Below are 22014 nucleotides of genomic sequence, written 5' to 3'. Positions count from 1 at the left end.
CCTATTTATGGAAAACGACTTTCCCGCCAGCCACCACTTCATCGACAATACCAATCACGCACAGATCGACAGGTGAGGATTCGCTCCGATGCGCCTGGCGGGCAGAACTGCCGCTAACCAGCAGCACCCACTCCCCGGTTCCCGCCCCAATGCTGTCGATTGCAACGGCGCACTGCCCGTCGGGATTCCCTTCGGCATCAATCATTTTCACCATCAGCAATTTGTCATGCGCGAGTCCTTCATGGCGCACCGTACAAACAATTTGTCCTGTGACGACTGCCAGCTTCATACCCGCCTCCATGTGTTGTGTGTTGCGTGCCGAAACTGTAGGCCGGATAAGCGAGGCGCCATCCGGCATCGATGCCATCTCATTGCCGGATGGCGACGCGTTCGCGTCTTCTCCGGCCTACACGATCAGACGTAGCCATCCAGCTTAGATATTGCTGTCACCTTTGAAGCTGATCGGGAACACCTCTTCCAGATCGCCGTGCGGGCGCGGAATGACGTGTACGGAAACCAGTTCGCCAATGCGCTGCGCCGCTGCGGCGCCGGCATCAGTAGCGGCTTTGCACGCTGCCACATCGCCACGCACCATCGCGGTGACCAGACCGCCGCCAATCTGCTTCACGCCAACCAGTTTCACGCGTGCTGCTTTAACCATCGCATCAGAGGCCTCAATCAGTGCAACCAGGCCCCGGGTTTCAATCATTCCTAATGCTTCCATTGTGTTTTCCTCTTCGGTAAGGGGGTCCAGACGGGACCTTTATACAACCAGTGTTTGCGAGTCGTGTTCACGACTCACGTCAGTCTGGCGCGGCACTGCTGCCACCAACGCCAGTTCGATAATTTCCTGTACGCTACAGCCTCGGGAGAGATCGTGAAGCGGTGCGGCAAGCCCCTGAATCAGCGGCCCAACGGCGCGATATCCTCCCAGACGCTGGGCGATTTTGTAGCCAATGTTGCCCGCTTCCAGTGACGGAAAGACCATCACATTGGCTTTGCCCTGTAACGGACTGGCGGGCGCTTTTTGCGCGGCGACGTCCGGGACAAAAGCGGCGTCGAACTGTAACTCGCCGTCAACAATCAAATCCGGCGCGCGCTCGCGAACGATCTCTGTCGCCTGCTGCACATTGGCGACATTGGGGTGACGCGCGCTGCCATGACTGGAGAACGACAGCATGGCGACCCGAGGCACCTCTCCGGTAATGGTTCGCCAGGTCTGCGCGCTGGCGATGGCGATATCCGCCAGTTGCGCCGCCGTGGGTTGCGGCACCACGCTGCAATCGGCGAATCCCAGCGCCTGCCCGGTGTACTGCGGCAGCATCAGGAAGATCGACGACAGCGTTTTGCAGCCCGGCTGCAAACCGATCAGGCGTAGCCCTGCCCGCAGCACGTTCGCTGTCGAAGAGAGGTTGCCGGCAATGCACACATCGGCATGACCTGCGCTCACCATCGCGGCGGCGAACATCAGCGGATCGTTCAGTTTTTCCAGCGCATCCGGCGGTGTTTTCTCTCCCGCCCGCGCCAGCCAGCGCCCGGCGAACACCTCACGCATAGACAGATTGCTCTGTGGGTCAATCACCTGAATGCCATCCATCGCGATATGGTGAGTGAGCGCAAACTGGCGTAGCGCAAACGGGCTGGTGACAAGAACCGGTCGCGCCAGACCATGCCGTTGCAGATAGTGCGCCGCCTTCAGGACACGGACATCCAGCGCATCCGGGAAGACCACCCTGGCGGGCGCGCGTAAGGCCTGTTCGCGGCAACGTTCAATGATCATTGCTCCCCTCCCAGTCGCTGTTGAATCTGGCTGACGGTGAGCGGATGCTTCGTCACGCACAAAATCATCATCACGTAGACCGTACTGGAGAGGCGGTTCAACGCCTGTAGAAGATCCGGGCGCAGCACGTCAAAATTGCGGGTGATAAAGACCTGAGCGGCCACGACTTCCGTCTCACGCACTTTGGTACGCAGCAGATTCAGCAGCGCGGCATCGCGGCCGTGGCTGGCTTCCGGCACCAGATGATCGTGATCGAGATAGCGCAGCGGCTGATGGGACAGACGATGCAATTCGTCTTCGTTTAGCCCCACAATGGCCTGCGCGGCCAGCGGTTCATCCATCGCATCGGCACGCATGATGTTGCCCAGGCGGGAACGAATGTCGGCAAGCCAGGGCTGCCACTGCTCCGGCAACTCAATTTGCAGCCACACCACCAGCGCGATGGTGCTGTCCAGCGCGGCGCGAAATCCCAGGCGCGGATCGCTTTTCGCAACCATTTTGTCGGCGGTCAGGTGGGTCAGCGTATCGGGCTTTTTCGCCACCGGCTGGCGACACAGTTCGCAGCACGCCTTAGGGTGCGTATCGCTGCTGGTCAAACCGTGCACCGGCTGTAATTGCTGCTCATCGTCATCGACAAAAAGACGGCCTTGCTCATCCAGAAACTTGATGCGCAAATGGCGACTTTCCAGCAATTCCCGGGCAGATGGCGTCAGGCGAGCGTCAGCGGGAAGATGGATCTCCGCCCCTTCGCTGAGCGTATGATTCGCTCTGAGCCATGCTTCGGTAATGAAATCCTTCATACATCCGCCTTAGCAGGACTGCCAGTTCGCAGGCCAGGCAACGTATAAGAAGCGCACGGTCGACGGTGTGCCAAACTCAATGCTGGAGCCTTTCGGGATAAACATCACGTCCCCGGCTTTCGCGATCATGGTTTCGCCTTCATGACGCACATGCAGTTCGCCCTCCAGTACCATATCGATCTCGTCGTAGTTCAGCGTCCACGGGAAAAACGCGTTATCCCACTGCATGAACCCGGCGGCCATGCTGCTGCCGTCCTTGTCGGTGACCAAATCCGTTAAGCCGACGCAGTGGGGCTGCGCGCCGTCGAAGCGACCAAACTTCACGCTGCTGCCGTCGATCACTTTTACGCCGCCCTTGCCGGTGACCGACTTAAAGCCCGGCTGCATGTCAGCCTGCTCCAGCGACTGTTTTTCCTTCATCACTTTGTCCATCAGCTGCGCGACCAGGCTTTCGGTAAATTGCCCTTCCGGCAGTTGCGCGATGATGGTTTCACGAATGCGCTGACTTTCGGTTTTCGCGTCTTCCACCGGCGCGACAGCCGGTGCCGATTCGTCGCATTCCACGATCGTGAAGTCCAGCAGTTCCGCAACTTCGCGGGCTTCCGGGGTAATGATGCTGGCGCGCAGAACAACCGACATTTCCTGTTCGCCGCGTGCGTGAGCCGCACGAATATCGTTAGCTGTGATGAGTTTCTTCACCTGCGCCTTCCTCCTGTTCGGTGAGTGCTGCCAGATAATCCACCAGGTGCTGCACACTTTGCGGGTCATGGCTGTTGAGCTCGAAAATCGGCTCCTGAAATCCCAACCCGCTCAGTAGCTGTCGCGCGGCGGCGACGTCGGCATCCGGCATGTCCGTTTTGCTGATGACGGCGATGTGTCGTTTACTGGCGCCAATATCCAATAACCCGGCGGGTAAGCGACTTTCGCGGTCATTTGCCGCATGTACATAAATCAGCGTATCCACATCCTGTAGCGTGGTAATTAAGGCGTGATACCAGCGAGGATGGCTAAAATATTCTCCCGGCGTATCGATATCGCCGTTGTCATTAAATTCCACGGCTTGTGTTTTTCGGGCGAGGGAATAATTTCCCTGCAAGGCGTTAAAAAGCGTTGTTTTCCCCGCGCCAACGGTGCCGACAAACGCAATACGTTTCATTGCCGCCCCCCAATTAACTTTTTGTTAATTCGCACAACGTGAAATTTAATAAGCGTCCCAGCCCGTTGACCGTTTGCAATAAGGCTTCTTCGACGGCGCCAACGGAGCCATAAATCACCAGCGCGCCGCTGAATCTATCGAGAAAACCGATATGAACATCGGCGGCTTTCATGGCTAAATCGCCCGCGATCATCGCCGTTTCCCCTGGCGTTAGCGTCATGATGCCGATGGCGCCCGCTTCGGGAACGCCGATCTTTTTCGCCAGTTCTTCACCCGGGTGGGCAATCAGATGCGCCAGCGTGACCTGTTTCCCCGGCACAAATTCCTGAATAATGCGTTCTTTATCCATTGCTCACCGCCTCCGCTGAAACTGACCTCATCGTGGCAATTTTTTGTCAGAGTAAATAACAAAATTCGGCAAGCAGATTTAAAAGGTGAAGTAGATCACTAAGAAAGGAGGAAATAAAAAAGCGCGGGGAACCCCGCGCCGGAATGAATTAAAGTGAAATTACAGTGGCTGTGTTTGCGCTTCGACCACCGCCAGCGCCACCATATTAACGATACGGCGAACAGAAGCGATCGGCGTTAATACATGCACCGGTTTGGCAACGCCCATCAATACCGGCCCTACCGTCACGCCTTCCGAGCTGGAGACACGCAGTAAGTTGTAACTAATACGCGCGGCCTCCACGTTAGGCATAATTAAAATATTCGCCGCTCCTTTCAGCGGGCTGTCCGGCATTCTGTCGTTGCGAATGCTTTCGACCAGCGCGGCATCACCGTGCATTTCGCCGTCGATCATCAGCTCAGGCGCGCGTTCGCGTACTAACTCCAGCGTCTGACGCATTTTGCAAGCAGCGACCGACTTAGACGAACCAAAGTTGGAGTGCGACAACAGCGCCACCTTCGGCTCAATACCAAAGCGGCGCACCGTTTCCGCAGCCATTAACGTAATTTCCGCCAGTTGCTCCGGCGTCGGATCGTCATTGACATAGGTGTCGGCGATAAAGGTGTTGCCGCTCGGCAACAGCAAGGCGTTCATCGCCCCCGCCGCGTGGACGCCCTCACGGTAGCCAAACAGTTCCTGCACCACGCTGAAGTGTTCGTGGTATTCGCCGATGGTGCCGCAGATCATCGCATCCGCTTCACCGCGCAGAACCATGATCGCGCCAATCACCGTGGTATTGCTGATCACCGCCCGCTGCGCCTGTTCCTGCGTCACGCCACGGCGTTTCATGATCTTATAGTATTCACCCCAGTACTCTTTGAAGCGCGGATCGGATTCATTGTTAACGATCTCGAAATCCACACCCGATTTGATCTGTAGCCCCAGCTTCTGAATACGCATTTCGATCACGCTCGGGCGACCAATCAGGATCGGTTTCGCCAGACCTAACGTAATCAGCTCCTGCGTCGCATGCAGGACACGCGCCTCTTCCCCTTCCGCCAGCACTACGCGCTTCGGCGCTTTACGGGCCAGAGAGAAAATTGGCTTCATGAACAGGTTGGTTTTGTAGACAAATTCGGTCAGCTTATCGATGTAGGCATCGAAATCAGCGATCGGCCGCGTCGCCACGCCGGAGTCCATCGCCGCTTTCGCCACGGCAGGCGCAATCTTCACAATCAGGCGCGGGTCGAACGGTTTTGGAATGATGTATTCCGGGCCGAAGCTCAAATCTTGATCGCCATAGGCGGAAGCGACCACTTCACTTTGTTCGGCGTGCGCCAGTTCGGCAATGGCGTGTACCGCCGCCAGTTTCATCTCTTCGTTGATCGCGGTTGCGCCGACATCCAGCGCGCCACGGAAGATGAACGGGAAGCAGAGCACGTTGTTGACCTGGTTCGGATAGTCGGAACGTCCGGTACAAATGATGGCGTCTGAACGCACTTCTTTCGCCAGCGGCGGCAGAATTTCCGGCTCCGGGTTCGCCAGCGCCAGGATCATCGGCGCACGCGCCATTTTTTTCACCATCTCCTGGGTCAGCACTTTCGGGCCGGAACAGCCCAGGAAAATGTCCGCCCCGTCAATCACGTCATCCAGCGTGCGTTTGCCGTCATCCACCACCGCATAGGCCGCTTTGGTCTCCACCATGTTGGGTTCGCGATCTTTATAGATAACGCCTTTCGAGTCACAGACCACGATATTGTGTTTCTGCATCCCCAACGCCACCAGCAGGTTCATACAGGCGATTGCCGCCGCCCCTGCACCGGAAACCACCATCCGCACGTCAGAGATATTTTTTTCCACCACGCGCAGGCCGTTAAGAATCGCGGCGGTGCTGATAATCGCCGTTCCGTGCTGGTCATCATGGAATACCGGAATATTCATGCGCTCACGCAGTTTCTGCTCGATATAGAAACATTCAGGCGCTTTAATATCTTCGAGGTTAATCCCGCCGAACGTCGGCTCCAGCGCGGCAACGACATCAATGAATTTATCCGGGTTATGTTCGTCGACTTCAATATCAAACACGTCGATACCCGCGAATTTCTTAAACAGAACGCCCTTACCTTCCATTACCGGTTTACCGGCCAGCGCGCCGATGTTGCCCAGGCCGAGTACCGCCGTTCCGTTAGAGACCACCGCGACCAGATTGCCGCGAGCGGTGTATTTGTAAGCCGCCAGCGGGTCTTTTTCAATTTCAAGACACGGCGCCGCTACGCCTGGCGAATAGGCCAGCGCCAGATCGCGCTGTGTGGCAAGGGGCTTGGTCGGGGAAACCTGGATTTTACCTGGAACGGGAAATTCGTGGAAATCGAGGGCGCTTTGTTTTAATTGGTCATCCATCTTGTTGTTCCTTTCACGTATCGATCAAAAAAGTGGCGCGGGTAACCTCTGGTGCGCCGCACATTATCACCTCCCTGCGCGGCATAAACTTTGAAGGTAGCCATACTCTCACTACTCAAAGAAAGAATTTGTTATCAATTTATAGCATCCATGTTACCCGCTTAAACCCGCATTACCATGCCTGTCTGCTATGCTTTTTTGTTGTGTACTGCATGAATTTCTCAGAAGTGTGAATCAACGCACTCACCTAACGCTTTACTTTTCAAGGAGTATTTCCTATGAACCAGTTAGACGGCATCAAACAATTCACCACTGTCGTGGCAGACAGCGGCGATATCGAATCCATTCGCCATTATCAGCCTCAGGACGCCACCACCAATCCCTCGCTGCTGCTAAAAGCGGCTGGCCTTGCGCAATACAGCCATTTGATTGATGACGCGATCGCCTGGGGCAAGAAACGCGGTAAAACCCAGGAGCAACAGGTCGCCGAGGCCAGCGATAAACTGGCCGTCAATTTCGGTGCGGAAATTCTGAAAATCGTCCCCGGACGGGTCTCTACGGAAGTGGACGCGCGCTTATCCTTCGATAAAGAAAAAAGTATGCAGAAGGCCCGCCACCTGGTTGACCTCTACCAGCAGCAGGGCGTGGAAAAATCGCGCATTTTAATTAAGCTCGCGTCAACCTGGGAAGGGATACGGGCGGCGGAAGGGCTGGAGAAAGAAGGCATCAACTGTAACCTGACGCTGCTGTTCTCTTTTGCACAGGCGCGCGCCTGCGCGGAAGCGGGCGTTTTTCTGGTTTCGCCGTTTGTCGGGCGTATCTATGACTGGTATCAGGCGCACAGCCCGATGGACCCCTACGTCGTGGAAGAAGATCCGGGGGTGAAATCGGTACGTAATATCTATGACTACTTCAAACGTCACCGCTACGAAACCATCGTCATGGGGGCCAGTTTCCGTCGCACCGAGCAAATCCTGGCGCTGACAGGCTGCGACCGCCTGACCATTTCTCCCAACCTACTGAAAGCGCTACAAGAAAAAGAAGAGCCGGTGATCCGCAAACTGGTGCCGTCATCGCAGACGTTCCATCGCCCGACCCCGATGACCGAAGCGGAATTCCGCTGGGAACATAATCAGGACGCGATGGCCGTTGAGAAACTGTCGGAAGGTATCCGCCTGTTCGCCGTTGACCAACGCAAACTGGAAGACCTGCTCGCCGCCAAACTGTAAACCTTGCCACGGAGTGATTTATGTCCCGAAAAGACCTTGCCAATGCCATTCGTGCGCTCAGTATGGATGCCGTACAAAAAGCCAATTCCGGTCATCCCGGCGCGCCGATGGGCATGGCGGATATTGCTGAAGTGCTGTGGAATGATTTTCTCCGCCACAACCCAACCGACCCCACCTGGTATGACCGCGATCGCTTTATTCTTTCCAACGGCCACGCGTCAATGCTGCTCTACAGCCTGCTGCACCTGACCGGCTACGATCTGCCAATCGAGGAGCTGAAAAACTTCCGTCAGCTCCATTCAAAAACGCCGGGGCACCCGGAAATCGGCTATACGCCAGGCGTTGAAACCACCACCGGGCCATTAGGTCAGGGACTGGCGAACGCCGTCGGTCTGGCGATTGCCGAACGCACGCTGGCCGCGCAGTTTAATCAGCCCGATCATGACATCGTCGATCACTACACGTATGTCTTTATGGGCGATGGCTGCCTGATGGAGGGGATTTCGCACGAAGTCTGCTCGCTGGCGGGTACGCTGGGGCTGGGCAAGCTAATCGGCTTCTACGATCACAACGGCATCTCAATTGATGGCGAAACCGAAGGCTGGTTTACCGACGATACCGCCAAACGGTTCGAAGCGTATCACTGGCATGTGGTGCATGAGATCGACGGACACGATCCCGAAGCCGTGAAGAAAGCGATTCTTGAAGCGCAGAGTGTGAAAGACAAACCGTCGTTGATTATTTGCCGGACGGTAATCGGCTTCGGCTCACCGAATAAAGCCGGGAAAGAGGAGTCTCACGGCGCGGCGCTGGGAGAAGAAGAAGTGGCGCTGACCCGCCAGAAACTGGGCTGGCATCACCCTGCTTTTGAGATCCCGAAAGAGATTTACCGTGCCTGGGATGCGCGTGAAAAAGGGGAAAAAGCGCAGCAGGCATGGCAGGAGAAGTTCGCGGCGTATCAGAAAGCATATCCCGATCTGGCAAGAGCGTTTACCCGACGAATGCGCGGCGAGTTGCCAGAGTCCTGGGAAACCACGACGCGAAAATACATTGCTGAATTGCAGGCCAACCCGGCCAAAATCGCCACCCGCAAGGCATCGCAAAATACGCTGAACGCCTACGGCCCAATACTACCGGAACTGCTCGGCGGCTCGGCGGATCTCGCGCCCAGTAACCTGACTATCTGGAAAGGTTCGACGTCGCTGAAAGAAGATCCGGCCGGGAATTACATTCACTACGGCGTGCGCGAATTTGGTATGACGGCCATTGCCAACGGCATTGCCCACCACGGCGGATTTGTGCCTTACACCGCGACCTTCCTGATGTTTGTGGAATACGCCCGTAACGCGGCGCGAATGGCGGCGTTGATGAAAGCCCGGCAGATCATGGTTTATACCCACGACTCCATCGGGCTGGGTGAAGATGGGCCGACGCACCAGGCCGTGGAGCAACTGGCCAGCCTGCGTCTGACGCCGAATTTCAGCACCTGGCGTCCGTGCGATCAGGTTGAGGCGGCAGTCGGCTGGAAGCTGGCGGTTGAGCGCCATACCGGCCCGACGGCGCTGATTCTCTCAAGGCAGAATCTGGCGCAGGTGGAGCGTACCCCGGAGCAGGTGAAGGAGATCGCCCGTGGTGGTTATGTGCTGAAAGACAGCGGCGGTAAGCCGGATGTGATCCTGATTGCCACCGGGTCTGAAATGGAAATCACCCTGCTGGCGGCGGAAAAGCTGACCGGAGAAGGTCATAACGTCCGGGTGGTGTCCCTGCCTTCGACGGATATTTTTGATGCTCAGGATGAGGCGTATCGCGAATCCGTGCTGCCGTCGAACGTTGCCGCTCGCGTGGCGATTGAGGCAGGCATTGCCGACTACTGGTACAAATATGTCGGGCTGAAAGGCGCGATTGTCGGGATGACGGGATATGGCGAATCGGCCCCGGCCGAAAAACTGTTCCCTTATTTCGGCTTTACGGTCGAGAATATCGTCGAAAAAGCGCATAAGGTGCTTAAAGCGTAAAAATGGATGAGTGGGTCGGAAGCCGGATGGCGACGCGATGCGTCTTATCCGGCCTACAAAATGGGCCGTAGGCCCGGTAAGCGTTAGCGCCACCGGGCGCCCCTAACGTGTGATCCACAACGTGGGCCAGGCATCTGGCCCATGCCAGTTATCGCAGCTTGGCTCTTCGGCATAACGCACCAAACGAAAACGCTGGCCGTCAAAACGCCAGCGCGTCTGGATACCGCAATCGGCCAACCCACGCCCTTTTGCCAGCGTGATTAATTCCCGGGATTTCTCGTCAAAAACCGCGTTCATCAGCTCCATATCATTGCTTTCAGCCCCGGAGTTAAAGGGCAAACGCAACCGTACGGCGCGGGAGGCGAATGGTTTTTTGCGTGAGACAATCCACGCGAGATCGACCGTATTATAGGCTCCGGCTTCGCAACCGATCATCAGCAGGGCTTTGTCATCGGTCAGGGCCGCGACGCGCACTTCCCGGCGCATCGGGTCAAGCGAGCAGTGAATACTGTTCATCCGCCAGTTACCGTAATCCAGCAGATCGTTGCGTTCATCATAAGAGAGCGGCGTCGGCGTTGGGTTGACGATAGCCACGCCTTTCAGCGCTGGCGCGGGCGGCACGCTGAGCGGCGGATCATTCCCTTTATCAATCCACGCCGTTTCGCTGCCAACGCGTTTTTGCTGTGCGTCGATAAACAACAGCGCAGCTTTAAGCCCCACCAGAGAAATCGTCTGTTTTCCCTTTTTCAGGGTAATCGCCTGGGCTTCCTGAATGGTCTGTAAAAACGCAGCAATGGTGGCGGTGTCGTCCGTCATCAGATGCCAGGGCGTGATGCGCCATTGCCCGGCATTTAGCGGCAGCGGTTTTTCATCCAGCAGCAGACGCGGCGCAATCTCCGCCTCTTTCGCACCGGGCGAGGTCAGCCCCCCCAAATCAATGCGAAGTACCGCATCGGTATGCGCCCCGGCGCTGCGGCTTAACGTCATCACCAGCCCGCGATGTTCGCCGGTATTACGCGCCACGCAAAAATTCTGATTGTTACAGGTGACCTGCCAGTCAGAAAAAGTCTGCTGCGCTGGCGCCGCCCACGTCAGCGACGTCGGCAGCAGGCCGAGCAGGAAAACGAAAATAACGCGATTGCGCATGGACGGTACAACCCCAGAAGAAAAACGAAACGGCTTTAGGCGGTATCTTCCTTGCGCGACTCCTGTGGCTCAATCAGATTTGTCGGATAGCGGCATCATTATGTAAAGAAATATAAACCTTATTTATCAATCCATTAGCGAGGAAGAATGCAAATAATTGAGCAATAACACGGTCTTACCGTCTCGTATCTCACCGGTTTTGATCATCGCCAGCGCCTGTGTTAATGGCAGTTCCAGTACCTCAATATCTTCATCTTCCACACCGCCGCCTGCGTTTGCCCGCTGGCTGTCGCTGTATTCTGCAATGAAGAAGTGAATCAGTTCCGTCACGCCGCCAGGCGACATGTATAACTCAAACAGTTTACGCACCTCACCCACTTCATAGCCGGTCTCTTCAATCGCTTCTTTGCGAATGCACGCTTCCGGCTCGTCGTTATCCAGCAGCCCGGCGCAGGTTTCTATCAACTGGCCGCTTTCATTGCCGTTCACCCAGGTGGCAACGCGAAACTGGCGGATGAGCACCACGGTCTGCTTTTCACGGTTATACAGCAGGATCGTTGCGCCATTGCCGCGATCGTAAACCTCGCGCTTATGGCGAATCACATCGCCATTTTTACGGGTCAGATCGTAGGTAATATTGCGCAGGATAAAGTAGTTATCAGAGAGAACTTTGTCTTTGATGAGAGTAATTTTTTGCGACATACCGGCTCCACAGCATAAGAAGACAGGTAATCTTACGCCGCAAGGCCGGTTTTGTCTGCGCGCTATCATGCTGCTCGCGCCGAATGGAGACTTATCCGGTTTGCATGATCCCCAGCCACTGAATAATCCCCTGCGCGGCGTGACGCCCTTCCGCCATCGCCGTCACCACCAGATCGGCGCCGCGCACGGCGTCACCGCCCGCGAAGATTTTAGGATTACTGGTCTGGTAACGGAACGCGCTTTCGACATTTGCCGCAATGCGCCCCCAGTCGTCCACTTTCACACCGTGCGCCTCCAGCCACGGCATACCATGCGGATGAAAACCAAACGCCATAATTACCGCATCGGCGGGCATGACAAACTCGCTGCCCGCGATGGGCATCGGGCGGCGACGCCCCTGCGCATCGGGTTCGCCAAGCTGAGTACGTAAAAAACGCACGCCGCTGACGCAACCGTCGGCATTCAGCACCAGTTCAACCGGCTGTACGTTAAATTCAAAGTGCGCCCCCTCTTCCCGCGCGTTTTTTACCTCTTTTTTCGACCCCGGCATATTCGCCTCGTCGCGACGATATGCGCAGGTCACCTGGCTTGCGCCATGACGCAGCGCGGTACGCACGCAGTCCATCGCGGTATCGCCGCCGCCCAGCACCACAACATTAAGCCCAGCGGTGTCGATAAAAGGTTCGTCAGGCAATTCATCCAGCCCCATAACCTGTTTCGTGTTGGCAATCAGGAACGGCAGCGCATCATATACGCCCGGCGCATCTTCGTTTGGCAGGTCGGCCTTCATGGAACGGTATGTGCCGACGCCGACAAAAACCGCATCGTACTCATCCAGCAGCGACGCCAGCCTGACGTCTTTGCCGACTTCGCAGTTCAGTTCAAAATGAATTCCCATCGCGCTGAAGATTTCGCGACGGCGCGCCAGCAGTGATTTATCCAGCTTAAAAGAGGGAATGCCAAAGGTCAGCAGGCCGCCAATTTCAGGGTGGCGATCGAACACGGTCGTGCTCACGCCATGACGCGCCAGCACATCCGCGCAGGCCAGCCCGGCCGGGCCCGCGCCAATAATCGCCACGCGTTTATCCTGCTGCTGCACGCCGCTCAGGTCTGGCCGCCAGCCTTTGTCCAGCGCCCGGTCGGAAATGTAGCGTTCAATATTGCCGATCGTCACCGCGCCATACTCATCGCGCACCGTACAGGCGCCTTCGCACAGCCTGTCCTGCGGGCATACGCGCCCGGTAATTTCCGGCAGGCAGTTAGTCTGGTGCGACAGCGCCACCGCATCGTCAATGTTTCCCGCTTTTACCAGCTCAATCCACTGCGGAATATGGTTGTGCAGCGGGCACGTCCACTCGCAGATACTGTGTTCACCGCACTTCAGGCAGCGGGCCGCTTCGCGTTCAGCCTGCGCGGTACGAAACGGCAGGTAGATTTCATCAAAGCTGGTTTTTCGCGCGTCAATCGCCAGCTTATCCGGCTCACCGCGTGGGGGCGTCGCCCGCATCTGTTCGACTTTATTGAGCGCACCAGGAGTGACTCCCGTCGCACAGGCATGCCAGGGCTGATTTTCCTGACGCGCGGTGCGCAGACGCCGCGCTTTCGACAGCCGGGTCAGCGACGCTTCCGTTACCAGCTGCAACGCATCTGCCGGGCAGTTTTCAACACAGGCCGGGCCGCCTTCGCGATCCAGACACAAATCGCATTTGTGCGCCGTGGCTTTGACCTGATCCTGACCTGTTGGCGTAAGGATTATCTGCATTGTGCCGAAGGGACAGGCAACCACGCAGGATTTACAGCCGATACATTTTTGCTGGTTGACCTGAACGCTGTCTTTGACATGACGGATTGCGCCATTTGGGCAGCTCCTGGCGCAAGGCGCATCCTCGCAGTGGTGGCAGGTTACCGCGCTGCGCTGATGCTGATGTTTGATCACCGTAATTCGGGGCTGAAAATGCCGCTGGTGCAGTACGTGTTGCTCATCATTGTGGGCCATTACGCAAGCGACCTCACAGGCATGGCATCCCAGGCACTGTTGGCTATTGGCCATAATAAAACGATTCATGGCGTCCTTCTGTTTTGGTGGCAAAAACCTTATTCTTTATATGAATGTTATTAACCGACGCCGAAGGGGTCGGCAATGTTCATTTGCCCAGGACGCACAACTATTTATCCAGAACCTGTGGCAGATCAATTTATTTCATCGCTGGTGAAATTGCGTTTCAGTTACACTTGCCAATATTTATCCGTTCACTGTGAGCATATTTTTCGGGGATTACGCGCGTGGTCGTCAAACGCCCTGTCTCGGCCAGCCTGGCCCGGGCCTTTTTTTACATTGTGCTGCTGTCGATTCTCTCAACCGGTATCGCCCTGCTGACGCTGGCGAGCAGTTTGCGGGATGCCGAGGCCATTAACGTGGCCGGTTCACTGCGTATGCAGAGCTACCGACTGGGTTACGATCTGCAAAGCGGCAGTCCGCAATTGAACGCGCACCGTCAGCTTTTTCAGCAAGCGCTCAACTCTCCCGCGTTAAGTAACCTGAACGCCTGGTACGTCCCGCAGACGGTTAAAAGCCGTTACGGGCAACTGCATGCGAACTGGCTGGAGATGAACACGAGACTGGTGGATGCGGATATAAAGTGGTATCGCGCCAATATCAATAACTATGTCGATCAGATCGATCTCTTCGTTCTGGCGCTGCAACACTATGCCGAGCGCAAGGTGATGCTGGTGGTCGGCATATCGCTGGCGGGCGGCATCGGGATCTTCACGCTGGTCTTTTTCACCCTGCGGCGGATTCGCCAGCAGGTAGTCCAGCCGCTTAACCAACTGGTCGCCGCCAGCCAGCACATTGAACATGGTCAGTTCGACATCCCGCCGCTGAATACCCACTTGCCGAATGAGCTGGGGCTGCTGGCCAAAACGTTTAGCCAGATGTCGAGCGAGTTGCATAAGCTGTACCGCTCTCTCGAGGCTTCGGTAGAAGAAAAAACCCACGATCTGCACGAAGCCAACCGCCGTCTGGAAGTGCTGTACCAGTGCTCACAGGCGCTCAATACCAGCCAAATCGACGTTCACTGTTTCCGCCATATTTTACAGATCGTCCGCGAACATGACGCCGCTTACTATCTGGAATTAACCGTGGGCGATAACTGGCGGATCAGCGAAGGAGCGGAAAGCACTGATTTGCCCATGCAGATTCTGCCGGTCACGATGCAGGAAACGGTCTACGGCGAACTGCACTGGCAAAGCCCCAACGTCAGCGCCTCCACCCCGCTGCTGCACAGCGTATCGACCATGCTGGGACGCGGTTTGTACTTTAATCAGGCGCAAAAACATTTCCAGCAACTGCTGCTGATGGAAGAGCGCGCGACTATTGCCCGCGAGCTGCATGACTCACTGGCGCAGGTGCTCTCCTATTTGCGCATTCAGTTGACGCTGCTGAAGCGCTCAATTCCAGAAGATAACCTCCCTGCGCAAAGCATCATGGCGGATTTCTCCCGGGCGCTGAACGACGCTTATCGTCAGTTGCGCGAGCTGCTGACCACCTTCCGCCTGACCTTACAGCAGGCCGACTTACCTTCTGCGCTGCATGAAATGCTGGATACCCTGCAAAGCCAGACCTCTGCGAAACTGACGCTAGATTGCCGTTTACCGACGCTGGCGCTGGATGCGCAAATGCAGGTGCACCTGTTACAAATCGTTCGCGAGGCGGTGCTGAATGCGATTAAACACGCCAGCGCCACGGAGATCGCCGTTAGCTGCGTCACCGCCCCCGATGGCAACCATACGGTCTATATTCGGGATAACGGCGTCGGCATTGGCGAACCGAACGAACCAACGGGACACTACGGTCTGAACATTATGCGCGAGCGTGCGGAAAGACTTAGCGGCACGCTGAATTTCTCGCAACCGTCAGGGGGCGGGACGCTGGTCAGCATCAGTTTTCGCTCATCGGAAGATGAAGAGGGTCAATTAGCGTAAAGAACGGCAAAGCACCGCACGGCGGGAATACAGACAGGGCGGCACTGGCACAAAATGTATGCTGTAAACGTGCATGATAATTTACATTATCTTCTTTTTTTCTCCACGTTTGACACGTACCTTGCCGCTACAGTGAAGCAGGTCATACCCAATAATTATACGCAGAAACACGAGGTCCTCCTTTAATGGCGAATTTCTTTATCGATCGCCCCATTTTTGCCTGGGTGCTGGCAATCCTGTTGTGTCTGACGGGCACCCTGGCCATTCTCTCTTTGCCCGTAGAGCAATACCCCGACCTGGCGCCGCCAAACGTCCGTATTACCGCGAATTATCCGGGGGCATCCGCGCAGACGCTGGAGAATACCGTCACTCAGGTTATCGAACAGAATATGACCGGCCTCGATAATCTGATGTATATGTCGTCGCAAAGCAGTGGGACGGGCCAGGCAACGGTGACGCTCAGTTTTGTGGCCGGAACCGACCCCGATGAAGCCGTCCAGCAGGTACAAAACCAGCTGCAATCGGCAATGCGTAAATTGCCGCAGGCGGTACAGAACCAGGGCGTCACGGTCCGTAAAACCGGGGACACCAACATCCTGACCATTGCGTTTGTCTCCACCGACGGCTCAATGGATAAACAGGACATCGCCGACTATGTCGCCAGTAATATCCAGGACCCGCTCAGCCGCGTAAACGGCGTGGGGGATATCGACGCCTACGGTTCGCAATATTCGATGCGTATCTGGCTGGACCCGGCCAAACTCAACAGCTACCAGATGACCGCGAAAGATGTCACGGATGCCATCGAATCACAGAACGCGCAAATTGCCGTCGGGCAGCTTGGCGGCACGCCTTCGGTCGACAGGCAGGCGCTCAATGCGACAATCAACGCCCAGTCGCTGCTGCAAACGCCCGAGCAGTTCCGTGATATCACGCTGCGCGTCAACCAGGACGGTTCAGAGGTCAAGCTGGGCGATGTGGCGACCGTCGAAATGGGCGCTGAAAAATATGATTATCTCAGCCGCTTCAACGGTAATCCGGCCTCCGGTCTGGGGGTAAAACTGGCCTCTGGCGCCAACGAAATGGAAACCGCCAAACTGGTGCTTAACCGCCTGGACGAGCTGGCCGAATACTTCCCGCACGGTCTGGAGTATAAGGTGGCGTATGAAACCACCTCCTTCGTCAAAGCCTCGATTATCGATGTGGTGAAAACCCTGCTGGAAGCCATCGCGCTGGTGTTCCTGGTGATGTACCTGTTCCTGCAAAACTTCCGCGCCACGCTGATCCCCACTATCGCCGTACCGGTGGTATTGATGGGGACATTCTCCGTCCTGTATGCCTTCGACTACAGCATTAACACGCTGACGATGTTCGCGATGGTGCTGGCGATCGGCCTGCTGGTCGATGATGCCATCGTGGTGGTGGAAAACGTCGAGCGCATCATGAGCGAGGAAGGTCTTTCGCCGCGCGAAGCCACCAGAAAATCGATGGGGCAGATACAAGGGGCGCTGGTCGGTATCGCGATGGTGCTGTCAGCCGTATTTGTGCCGATGGCTTTCTTTGGCGGTACGACCGGGGCTATCTATCGCCAGTTCTCCATCACGATTGTCGCCGCGATGGTGCTCTCCGTGCTGGTGGCGATGATCCTGACGCCCGCCCTGTGCGCCACGCTGCTAAAACCCCTGCACAAAGGCGAGCATCACGGACAGAAAGGCTTCTTCGGCTGGTTTAACCGGACGTTCAACCGCAACGCTGAACGCTACGAGAAAGGCGTTGCGAAGATCCTGCATCGCAGCCTGCGCTGGATACTGATCTACGTTCTGTTGCTCGGCGCGATGGTGGTGCTGTTCCTGCGTCTGCCGACCTCCTTCTTGCCGCAGGAAGACCGTGGGATGTTTATTACCTCAGTACAGTTGCCAAGCGGCTCCACGCAGCAGCAGACCTTAAAAGTGGTGCAGGAAGTTGAAAAATATTACTTCACCCAGGAGAAAGACAACGTCATGTCCGTCTTCTCGACGGTGGGATCGGGGCCTGGCGGGAACGGTCAAAACGTGGCGCGCATGTTTGTCCGCTTAAAAGACTGGGACGAACGCAACGCCACGACCGGCACCTCGTTTGCCATTATTGAACGCGCCACGAAAGCCTTTAACAAGATTAAAGAAGCGCGCGTTTACGCCAGCAGTCCACCGGCAATCAGCGGTCTGGGCAGTTCCGCAGGGTTTGATATGGAACTTCAGGACCACGCGGGCGCCGGTCACGATGCCTTAATGGCCGCACGCGATCGGTTGATTGAGCTGGCAGCGCAGGACAGTGCGCTGACCCGCGTGCGTCACAATGGTCTGGACGACAGTCCGCAGTTGCAAATTGATATCGATCAGCGCAAAGCCCAGGCGCTGGGCGTCTCTATCGACGACATCAATGACACGCTGCAAACCGCATGGGGCTCCAGTTACGTCAATGACTTTATGGACCGGGGTCGCGTGAAGAAGGTCTATGTACAGGCGGCGGCGAAATACCGCATGCTGCCGGACGATATCAATCTCTGGTATGTGCGTAATAAAGACGGCGGCATGGTGCCTTTCTCCGCCTTTGCAACGTCACGCTGGGAAACGGGCTCTCCGCGTCTGGAGCGCTATAACGGCTACTCGGCGGTCGAGATTGTTGGCGAAGCGGCGCCTGGCGTCAGTACCGGTACGGCAATGGATGTAATGGAGTCGCTGGTTCGCCAGTTGCCAACGGGGTTTGGGCTTGAATGGACGGCGATGTCTTATCAGGAACGTCTCTCTGGCGCGCAGGCGCCTGCGCTGTACGCCATTTCACTGCTGGTCGTTTTCCTGTGTCTGGCCGCGCTGTATGAAAGCTGGTCGGTGCCGTTCTCGGTCATGCTGGTGGTGCCGCTGGGCGTCATTGGCGCGCTGCTCGCCACCTGGATGCGCGGACTGGAAAATGACGTTTACTTCCAGGTCGGGTTGCTAACGGTGATCGGCCTTTCCGCGAAAAACGCGATCCTGATTGTCGAATTCGCCAATGAGATGAACGAGAAAGGCCACGATCTGCTGGATGCCACGCTGCATGCCTGCCGCCAGCGTTTACGCCCAATTCTGATGACCTCTCTGGCCTTTATTTTCGGGGTGCTGCCGATGGCGATTAGCAACGGGGCGGGTTCCGGGAGCCAGCATGCCGTCGGGACAGGCGTCATGGGCGGGATGATCTCCGCCACCATCCTGGCGATTTACTTCGTACCGCTGTTCTTTGTGCTGGTGCGTCGCCGCTTCCCGCTGAAACCGAAGCCGGAATAAGACACAAAAAAGGCGACTTACTTTGAGTCGCCTTTTTCTTATCCTTTTCAGGATCAGGATATCTTCCAGAAATTTATTTGCGAAGCATAACTTCGATAAAATCTTTCCAGTTCCCCAGTTCGCGTTCAATCATAACAACCTCTCTTATTATTATGGCTATTCTACGAAAACATTATCCTCAAGAGAAGATAATTTAACCGATTGCAGTGATTACATCCTCCGGTGAATGGGGTTCATGGCATTACTATGACCCTGTAACCATAAATTTTATGTGACTTACTGCAATATTTTGAAACATTAATCCACTTCTGAAAACCGCGCTCATTTCAGTTAAGAAACAGCCTATTGCAGCTCGCTGGATTTATACTTCCCGATGAGATGCTTATTAAGCAACATTTCAGAATTATTATTCACAAGAGTTCAACAATGTTATATTTACCGTTTATTATGTCATGATAAATAACCGGTATATGGCAGTTCCGCACTGACGGATACCACGATAATATTGCTTAATTATTCGTAATTCGCGTAAAAGGATTCAACATGATCACCGTCTACGGCATCAAAAATTGTGACACGATTAAAAAGGCGCGACGCTGGCTGGAGGCTCACGGTATTGACTACCGCTTTCACGATTACCGCGCAGACGGAATCGATGCCGCGTTATTGAATACGTTTATTGCGGAGTCAGGCTGGCAGCCCTTGCTGAATACGCGCGGAACGACATGGCGTAAACTTGATGAAGCCACGCGTAACGGCATCACGGATGCGGCGTCCGCCGCAGCATTAATGACTGAAATGCCAGCAATTATCAAACGCCCATTGCTCTGCGCGACCGGGAAGCCTATGCTGCTGGGTTTTAGCGAATCCAGTTATCAGCAGTTTTTTGATGAGGTGTAGTCTATGTCGTGCCCGGTTATTGAGCTGACACAGCAGCTTATTCGCCGCCCTTCCCTGAGTCCAGATGACGCAGGATGCCAGGCGTTAATGATTGAACGCCTGCGTGCAATCGGTTTTACCGTTGAGCATATGGATTTTGGCGATACACAGAATTTTTGGGCATGGCGCGGACAAGGCGAAACGCTGGCTTTTGCCGGGCATACCGATGTCGTACCAGCGGGTGATGTCGATCGCTGGATCAACCCGCCTTTTGAACCGACAATCCGCGACGGAATGCTGTTTGGCCGTGGTGCGGCAGACATGAAAGGCTCTCTGGCGGCGATGGTCGTTGCGGCTGAACGTTTCGTCGCCCAGCATCCAGATCATCAGGGGCGTCTGGCGTTCCTTATCACTTCGGATGAAGAAGCCAGCGCGAAAAACGGCACCGTGAAGGTGGTCGAAACGCTGATGGCGCGTAACGAACGTCTGGACTATTGCCTGGTCGGCGAACCGTCCAGCACTGAAATCGTCGGGGATGTGGTCAAGAATGGCCGTCGCGGGTCGCTGACCTGCAACCTGACGATCCACGGTGTGCAGGGGCACGTCGCTTATCCCCATCTGGCGGATAACCCGGTGCATCGCGCAGCGCCGATGTTGAATGAACTGGTGGCGATCGAGTGGGATCAGGGAAATGAATTTTTCCCGGCGACCAGTATGCAGATTGCCAACATTCAGGCTGGCACCGGCAGCAATAACGTCATTCCGGGCGAGCTGTTTATTCAGTTCAATTTCCGCTTCAGCACCGAGCTTACCGATGAGACTCTCAAAGAGCGCGTTCACGCGCTGCTGGATAAACATCAATTACGCTACACGGTGGACTGGTGGCTTTCCGGCCAGCCGTTCCTGACGGCGCGCGGCAAGCTGGTGGATGCGGTGGTGAACGCCATTGAGCACTATAATGAGATAAAACCGCAGTTACTCACTACGGGTGGAACGTCCGACGGGCGCTTTATTGCGCGTATGGGGGCGCAGGTAGTCGAACTCGGGCCGGTCAACGCCACCATTCATAAAATTAATGAATGTGTTAATGCAGCCGATCTGCAACTGCTTGCCCGCATGTATCAACGTATCATGGAACAACTCGTCGCCTGACGCGTGTTCCTGTAAGAGGAAATAAGCATGGACTGGCTGGCAAAATATTGGTGGATTCTGGTGCTGGTGTTTTTGGTGGGCGTACTGATCAATGTGATCAAAGACCTCAAGCGGGTCGATCACAAAAAATTCCTCGCCAATAAACCGGAGCTGCCCCCGCATCGTGATTTTAACGATAAGTGGGACGATGACGACGACTGGCCGAAGAAAGATCAGCCAAAGAAATAGTCAGATAAACCTGTAGGCTTGATAAGCGTGTCGCCATCAGTCAACATACCGTCTGAATGCCGGATGGCGGCTTCGCCCTATCCGGCCTACGGTTCAGTTCCGGCTTATATCATTTCGATAATATCATCATCATTCGGCTTACCGCCGCTCAACGCTTCATCAAAGTAGTGTTTCGGCACGGTATAGCGCAAATGGTCGAGCGCAAACTGCATACTGCGATCGTCAATCGCATGGCCTAAATCCTCGACGATATCCAGCGTCACATCGCCTCCGGCACGGACTAACGCTTCCTGTGCGGCAACCGCATGAGATAACTCAATCACCCGGTCTTCACCGCCGTGAATCAAATGTACCGTTGTGGCGGTCGTGGCGGTTTCCGGCAAGCTGGCGTAGCGTCCGTTGAAAGCAATCACGCGCGATGCCAGACCCGGCTCGGCCTTGATGCTCTCAAGAGACATAATCGCCCCCTGCGAAAACCCAATCAGCGCGGTAGCCTCCGGCCCAACGCCGCTCTGTTTCTGCCAGTAGCGAACCGTCTCGATAAACACCGGCATAATCGCATCAACCCGCGCCTGGCGGTTCTCTTCCGTCACATCCTGAACCGAAAACCACTGACGCCCAGGCGCCGGGCCACAAGGTTCCGCGCCGCCAATGCTGACCACCAGCGCCTCTGGAAATAACGGTGCGAACCAGGAGCCAATTTCTCCCATTGAGACCGGGTTATCGCCCACGCCATGAAACAGCAACAGCAGTTGTTTCGCGGGTTTATCGGGGCTTTGAACAACAAAATGGTCATGTTTCATGGCGATCTCCTTAACTGATAAAACAGATTCTACGCCGCTTAATCACAATGACC

Annotated in this window: 20 protein-coding genes; 7 read left to right on the top strand and 13 right to left on the bottom strand. The window is 55.8% G+C overall.

Annotated features, from left to right (window positions below):
- Window position 1 precedes the first annotated feature (1 nt).
- The 8 genes from eutN to maeB all read right to left on the bottom strand — a co-directional run bounded on the left by eutN (window position 2) and on the right by maeB (window position 6524).
- Window positions 2-289, bottom strand: coding sequence for an ethanolamine utilization microcompartment protein EutN (eutN, locus tag OGX80_RS16835; protein ID WP_024130131.1), 288 nt, complete (start codon window positions 287-289; stop codon window positions 2-4).
- A gap of 144 nt (window positions 290-433) precedes the next feature.
- Window positions 434-724, bottom strand: coding sequence for an ethanolamine utilization microcompartment protein EutM (eutM, locus tag OGX80_RS16830; protein ID WP_000387720.1), 291 nt, complete (start codon window positions 722-724; stop codon window positions 434-436).
- 39 nt (window positions 725-763) lie between these two features.
- Entirely contained in the window at window positions 764-1780 is a 1017-nt protein-coding gene (gene pta / locus OGX80_RS16825) for a phosphate acetyltransferase (RefSeq protein ID WP_115181300.1), read from the bottom strand.
- Window positions 1777-2580, bottom strand: a complete 804-nt coding sequence (gene eutT / locus OGX80_RS16820) for an ethanolamine utilization cob(I)yrinic acid a,c-diamide adenosyltransferase EutT (protein ID WP_012131329.1) — start codon at window positions 2578-2580, stop codon at window positions 1777-1779. Before eutT ends, pta begins: the two co-directional genes overlap by 4 nt.
- A gap of 9 nt (window positions 2581-2589) precedes the next feature.
- Window positions 2590-3279 carry an ethanolamine utilization acetate kinase EutQ gene (eutQ, locus tag OGX80_RS16815; RefSeq protein ID WP_012131328.1) on the bottom strand — a complete coding sequence of 230 codons (690 nt, stop codon included), beginning with the start codon at window positions 3277-3279 and terminating at the stop codon, window positions 2590-2592.
- Window positions 3257-3736, bottom strand: a complete 480-nt coding sequence (gene eutP, locus OGX80_RS16810) for an ethanolamine utilization acetate kinase EutP (RefSeq protein ID WP_012131327.1) — start codon at window positions 3734-3736, stop codon at window positions 3257-3259. The genes eutQ and eutP overlap by 23 nt, the downstream gene beginning before the upstream one ends.
- Before the next feature lie 13 nt (window positions 3737-3749).
- Window positions 3750-4085: an ethanolamine utilization microcompartment protein EutS gene (gene eutS, locus OGX80_RS16805; protein WP_047462111.1), complete on the bottom strand. Its 336-nt coding sequence runs from the start codon at window positions 4083-4085 to the stop codon at window positions 3750-3752.
- 159 nt (window positions 4086-4244) lie between these two features.
- Complete coding sequence (maeB, locus tag OGX80_RS16800) at window positions 4245-6524, bottom strand: NADP-dependent oxaloacetate-decarboxylating malate dehydrogenase (RefSeq protein WP_012131325.1); 2280 nt, start codon at window positions 6522-6524, stop codon at window positions 4245-4247.
- A gap of 278 nt (window positions 6525-6802) precedes the next feature.
- Here maeB and tal point away from each other — a divergent pair, with 278 nt between their 5' ends.
- Together tal and tkt are read left to right on the top strand one after the other, a co-directional pair.
- On the top strand, window positions 6803-7753 hold the full coding sequence (gene tal / locus OGX80_RS16795; RefSeq protein WP_115181299.1) for a transaldolase: 951 nt from the start codon (window positions 6803-6805) through the stop codon (window positions 7751-7753).
- 20 nt (window positions 7754-7773) lie between these two features.
- Window positions 7774-9768: a transketolase gene (gene tkt, locus OGX80_RS16790; protein WP_012131322.1), complete on the top strand. Its 1995-nt coding sequence runs from the start codon at window positions 7774-7776 to the stop codon at window positions 9766-9768.
- A gap of 102 nt (window positions 9769-9870) precedes the next feature.
- Here the strand turns inward: tkt and OGX80_RS16785 are convergent, their stop codons facing one another.
- From OGX80_RS16785 to aegA, 3 genes are all read right to left on the bottom strand, one after another.
- Window positions 9871-10914 carry a DUF1176 domain-containing protein gene (locus tag OGX80_RS16785; RefSeq protein ID WP_047462103.1) on the bottom strand — a complete coding sequence of 348 codons (1044 nt, stop codon included), beginning with the start codon at window positions 10912-10914 and terminating at the stop codon, window positions 9871-9873.
- A gap of 126 nt (window positions 10915-11040) precedes the next feature.
- Window positions 11041-11616 carry a GDP-mannose pyrophosphatase NudK gene (nudK, locus tag OGX80_RS16780; RefSeq protein WP_049009707.1) on the bottom strand — a complete coding sequence of 192 codons (576 nt, stop codon included), beginning with the start codon at window positions 11614-11616 and terminating at the stop codon, window positions 11041-11043.
- Between the two features lie 91 nt (window positions 11617-11707).
- Window positions 11708-13681 carry a formate-dependent uric acid utilization protein AegA gene (aegA, locus tag OGX80_RS16775; RefSeq protein ID WP_049009705.1) on the bottom strand — a complete coding sequence of 658 codons (1974 nt, stop codon included), beginning with the start codon at window positions 13679-13681 and terminating at the stop codon, window positions 11708-11710.
- Window positions 13682-13899: 218 nt separating this feature from the next.
- Here aegA and narQ point away from each other — a divergent pair, with 218 nt between their 5' ends.
- Window positions 13900-15600 carry a nitrate/nitrite two-component system sensor histidine kinase NarQ gene (gene narQ / locus OGX80_RS16770; protein ID WP_115181298.1) on the top strand — a complete coding sequence of 567 codons (1701 nt, stop codon included), beginning with the start codon at window positions 13900-13902 and terminating at the stop codon, window positions 15598-15600.
- 185 nt (window positions 15601-15785) lie between these two features.
- Window positions 15786-18899: a multidrug efflux RND transporter permease AcrD gene (acrD, locus tag OGX80_RS16765; RefSeq protein WP_012131312.1), complete on the top strand. Its 3114-nt coding sequence runs from the start codon at window positions 15786-15788 to the stop codon at window positions 18897-18899.
- Window positions 18900-18972: 73 nt separating this feature from the next.
- Here acrD and ypfM read toward each other — a convergent pair whose 3' ends face one another.
- Window positions 18973-19032 carry a protein YpfM gene (gene ypfM, locus OGX80_RS16760; protein WP_001386977.1) on the bottom strand — a complete coding sequence of 20 codons (60 nt, stop codon included), beginning with the start codon at window positions 19030-19032 and terminating at the stop codon, window positions 18973-18975.
- Between the two features lie 410 nt (window positions 19033-19442).
- On the opposite strand from ypfM, the gene OGX80_RS16755 reads away from it, so the two are divergent.
- From OGX80_RS16755 to OGX80_RS16745, 3 genes are read left to right on the top strand one after another with little or no spacing between them, the layout of a single operon-like run.
- A complete protein-coding gene (locus tag OGX80_RS16755) occupies window positions 19443-19799 on the top strand; it encodes an ArsC family reductase (RefSeq protein WP_012131310.1) in 357 nt (118 codons plus the stop codon).
- A gap of 3 nt (window positions 19800-19802) precedes the next feature.
- The gene (dapE, locus tag OGX80_RS16750) at window positions 19803-20930 is read left to right on the top strand and encodes a succinyl-diaminopimelate desuccinylase (RefSeq protein WP_012131309.1); all 1128 of its coding nucleotides are present in this window, start codon (window positions 19803-19805) and stop codon (window positions 20928-20930) included.
- 27 nt (window positions 20931-20957) lie between these two features.
- A complete protein-coding gene (locus OGX80_RS16745) occupies window positions 20958-21158 on the top strand; it encodes a YpfN family protein (RefSeq protein WP_012131308.1) in 201 nt (66 codons plus the stop codon).
- 104 nt (window positions 21159-21262) lie between these two features.
- Here OGX80_RS16745 and ypfH read toward each other — a convergent pair whose 3' ends face one another.
- Entirely contained in the window at window positions 21263-21961 is a 699-nt protein-coding gene (gene ypfH / locus OGX80_RS16740; protein WP_058667868.1) for an esterase, read from the bottom strand.
- Window positions 21962-22014: the final 53 nt, after the last annotated feature.

It is taken from the genome of Citrobacter sp. CK194, from assembly GCF_030333395.1.
GTDB classification, from domain to species: domain Bacteria; phylum Pseudomonadota; class Gammaproteobacteria; order Enterobacterales; family Enterobacteriaceae; genus Citrobacter_B; species Citrobacter_B koseri.
The sequence above is the reverse complement of the archived record's forward strand: the minus strand, read 5'-3'. Positions and strand labels throughout refer to the sequence as shown.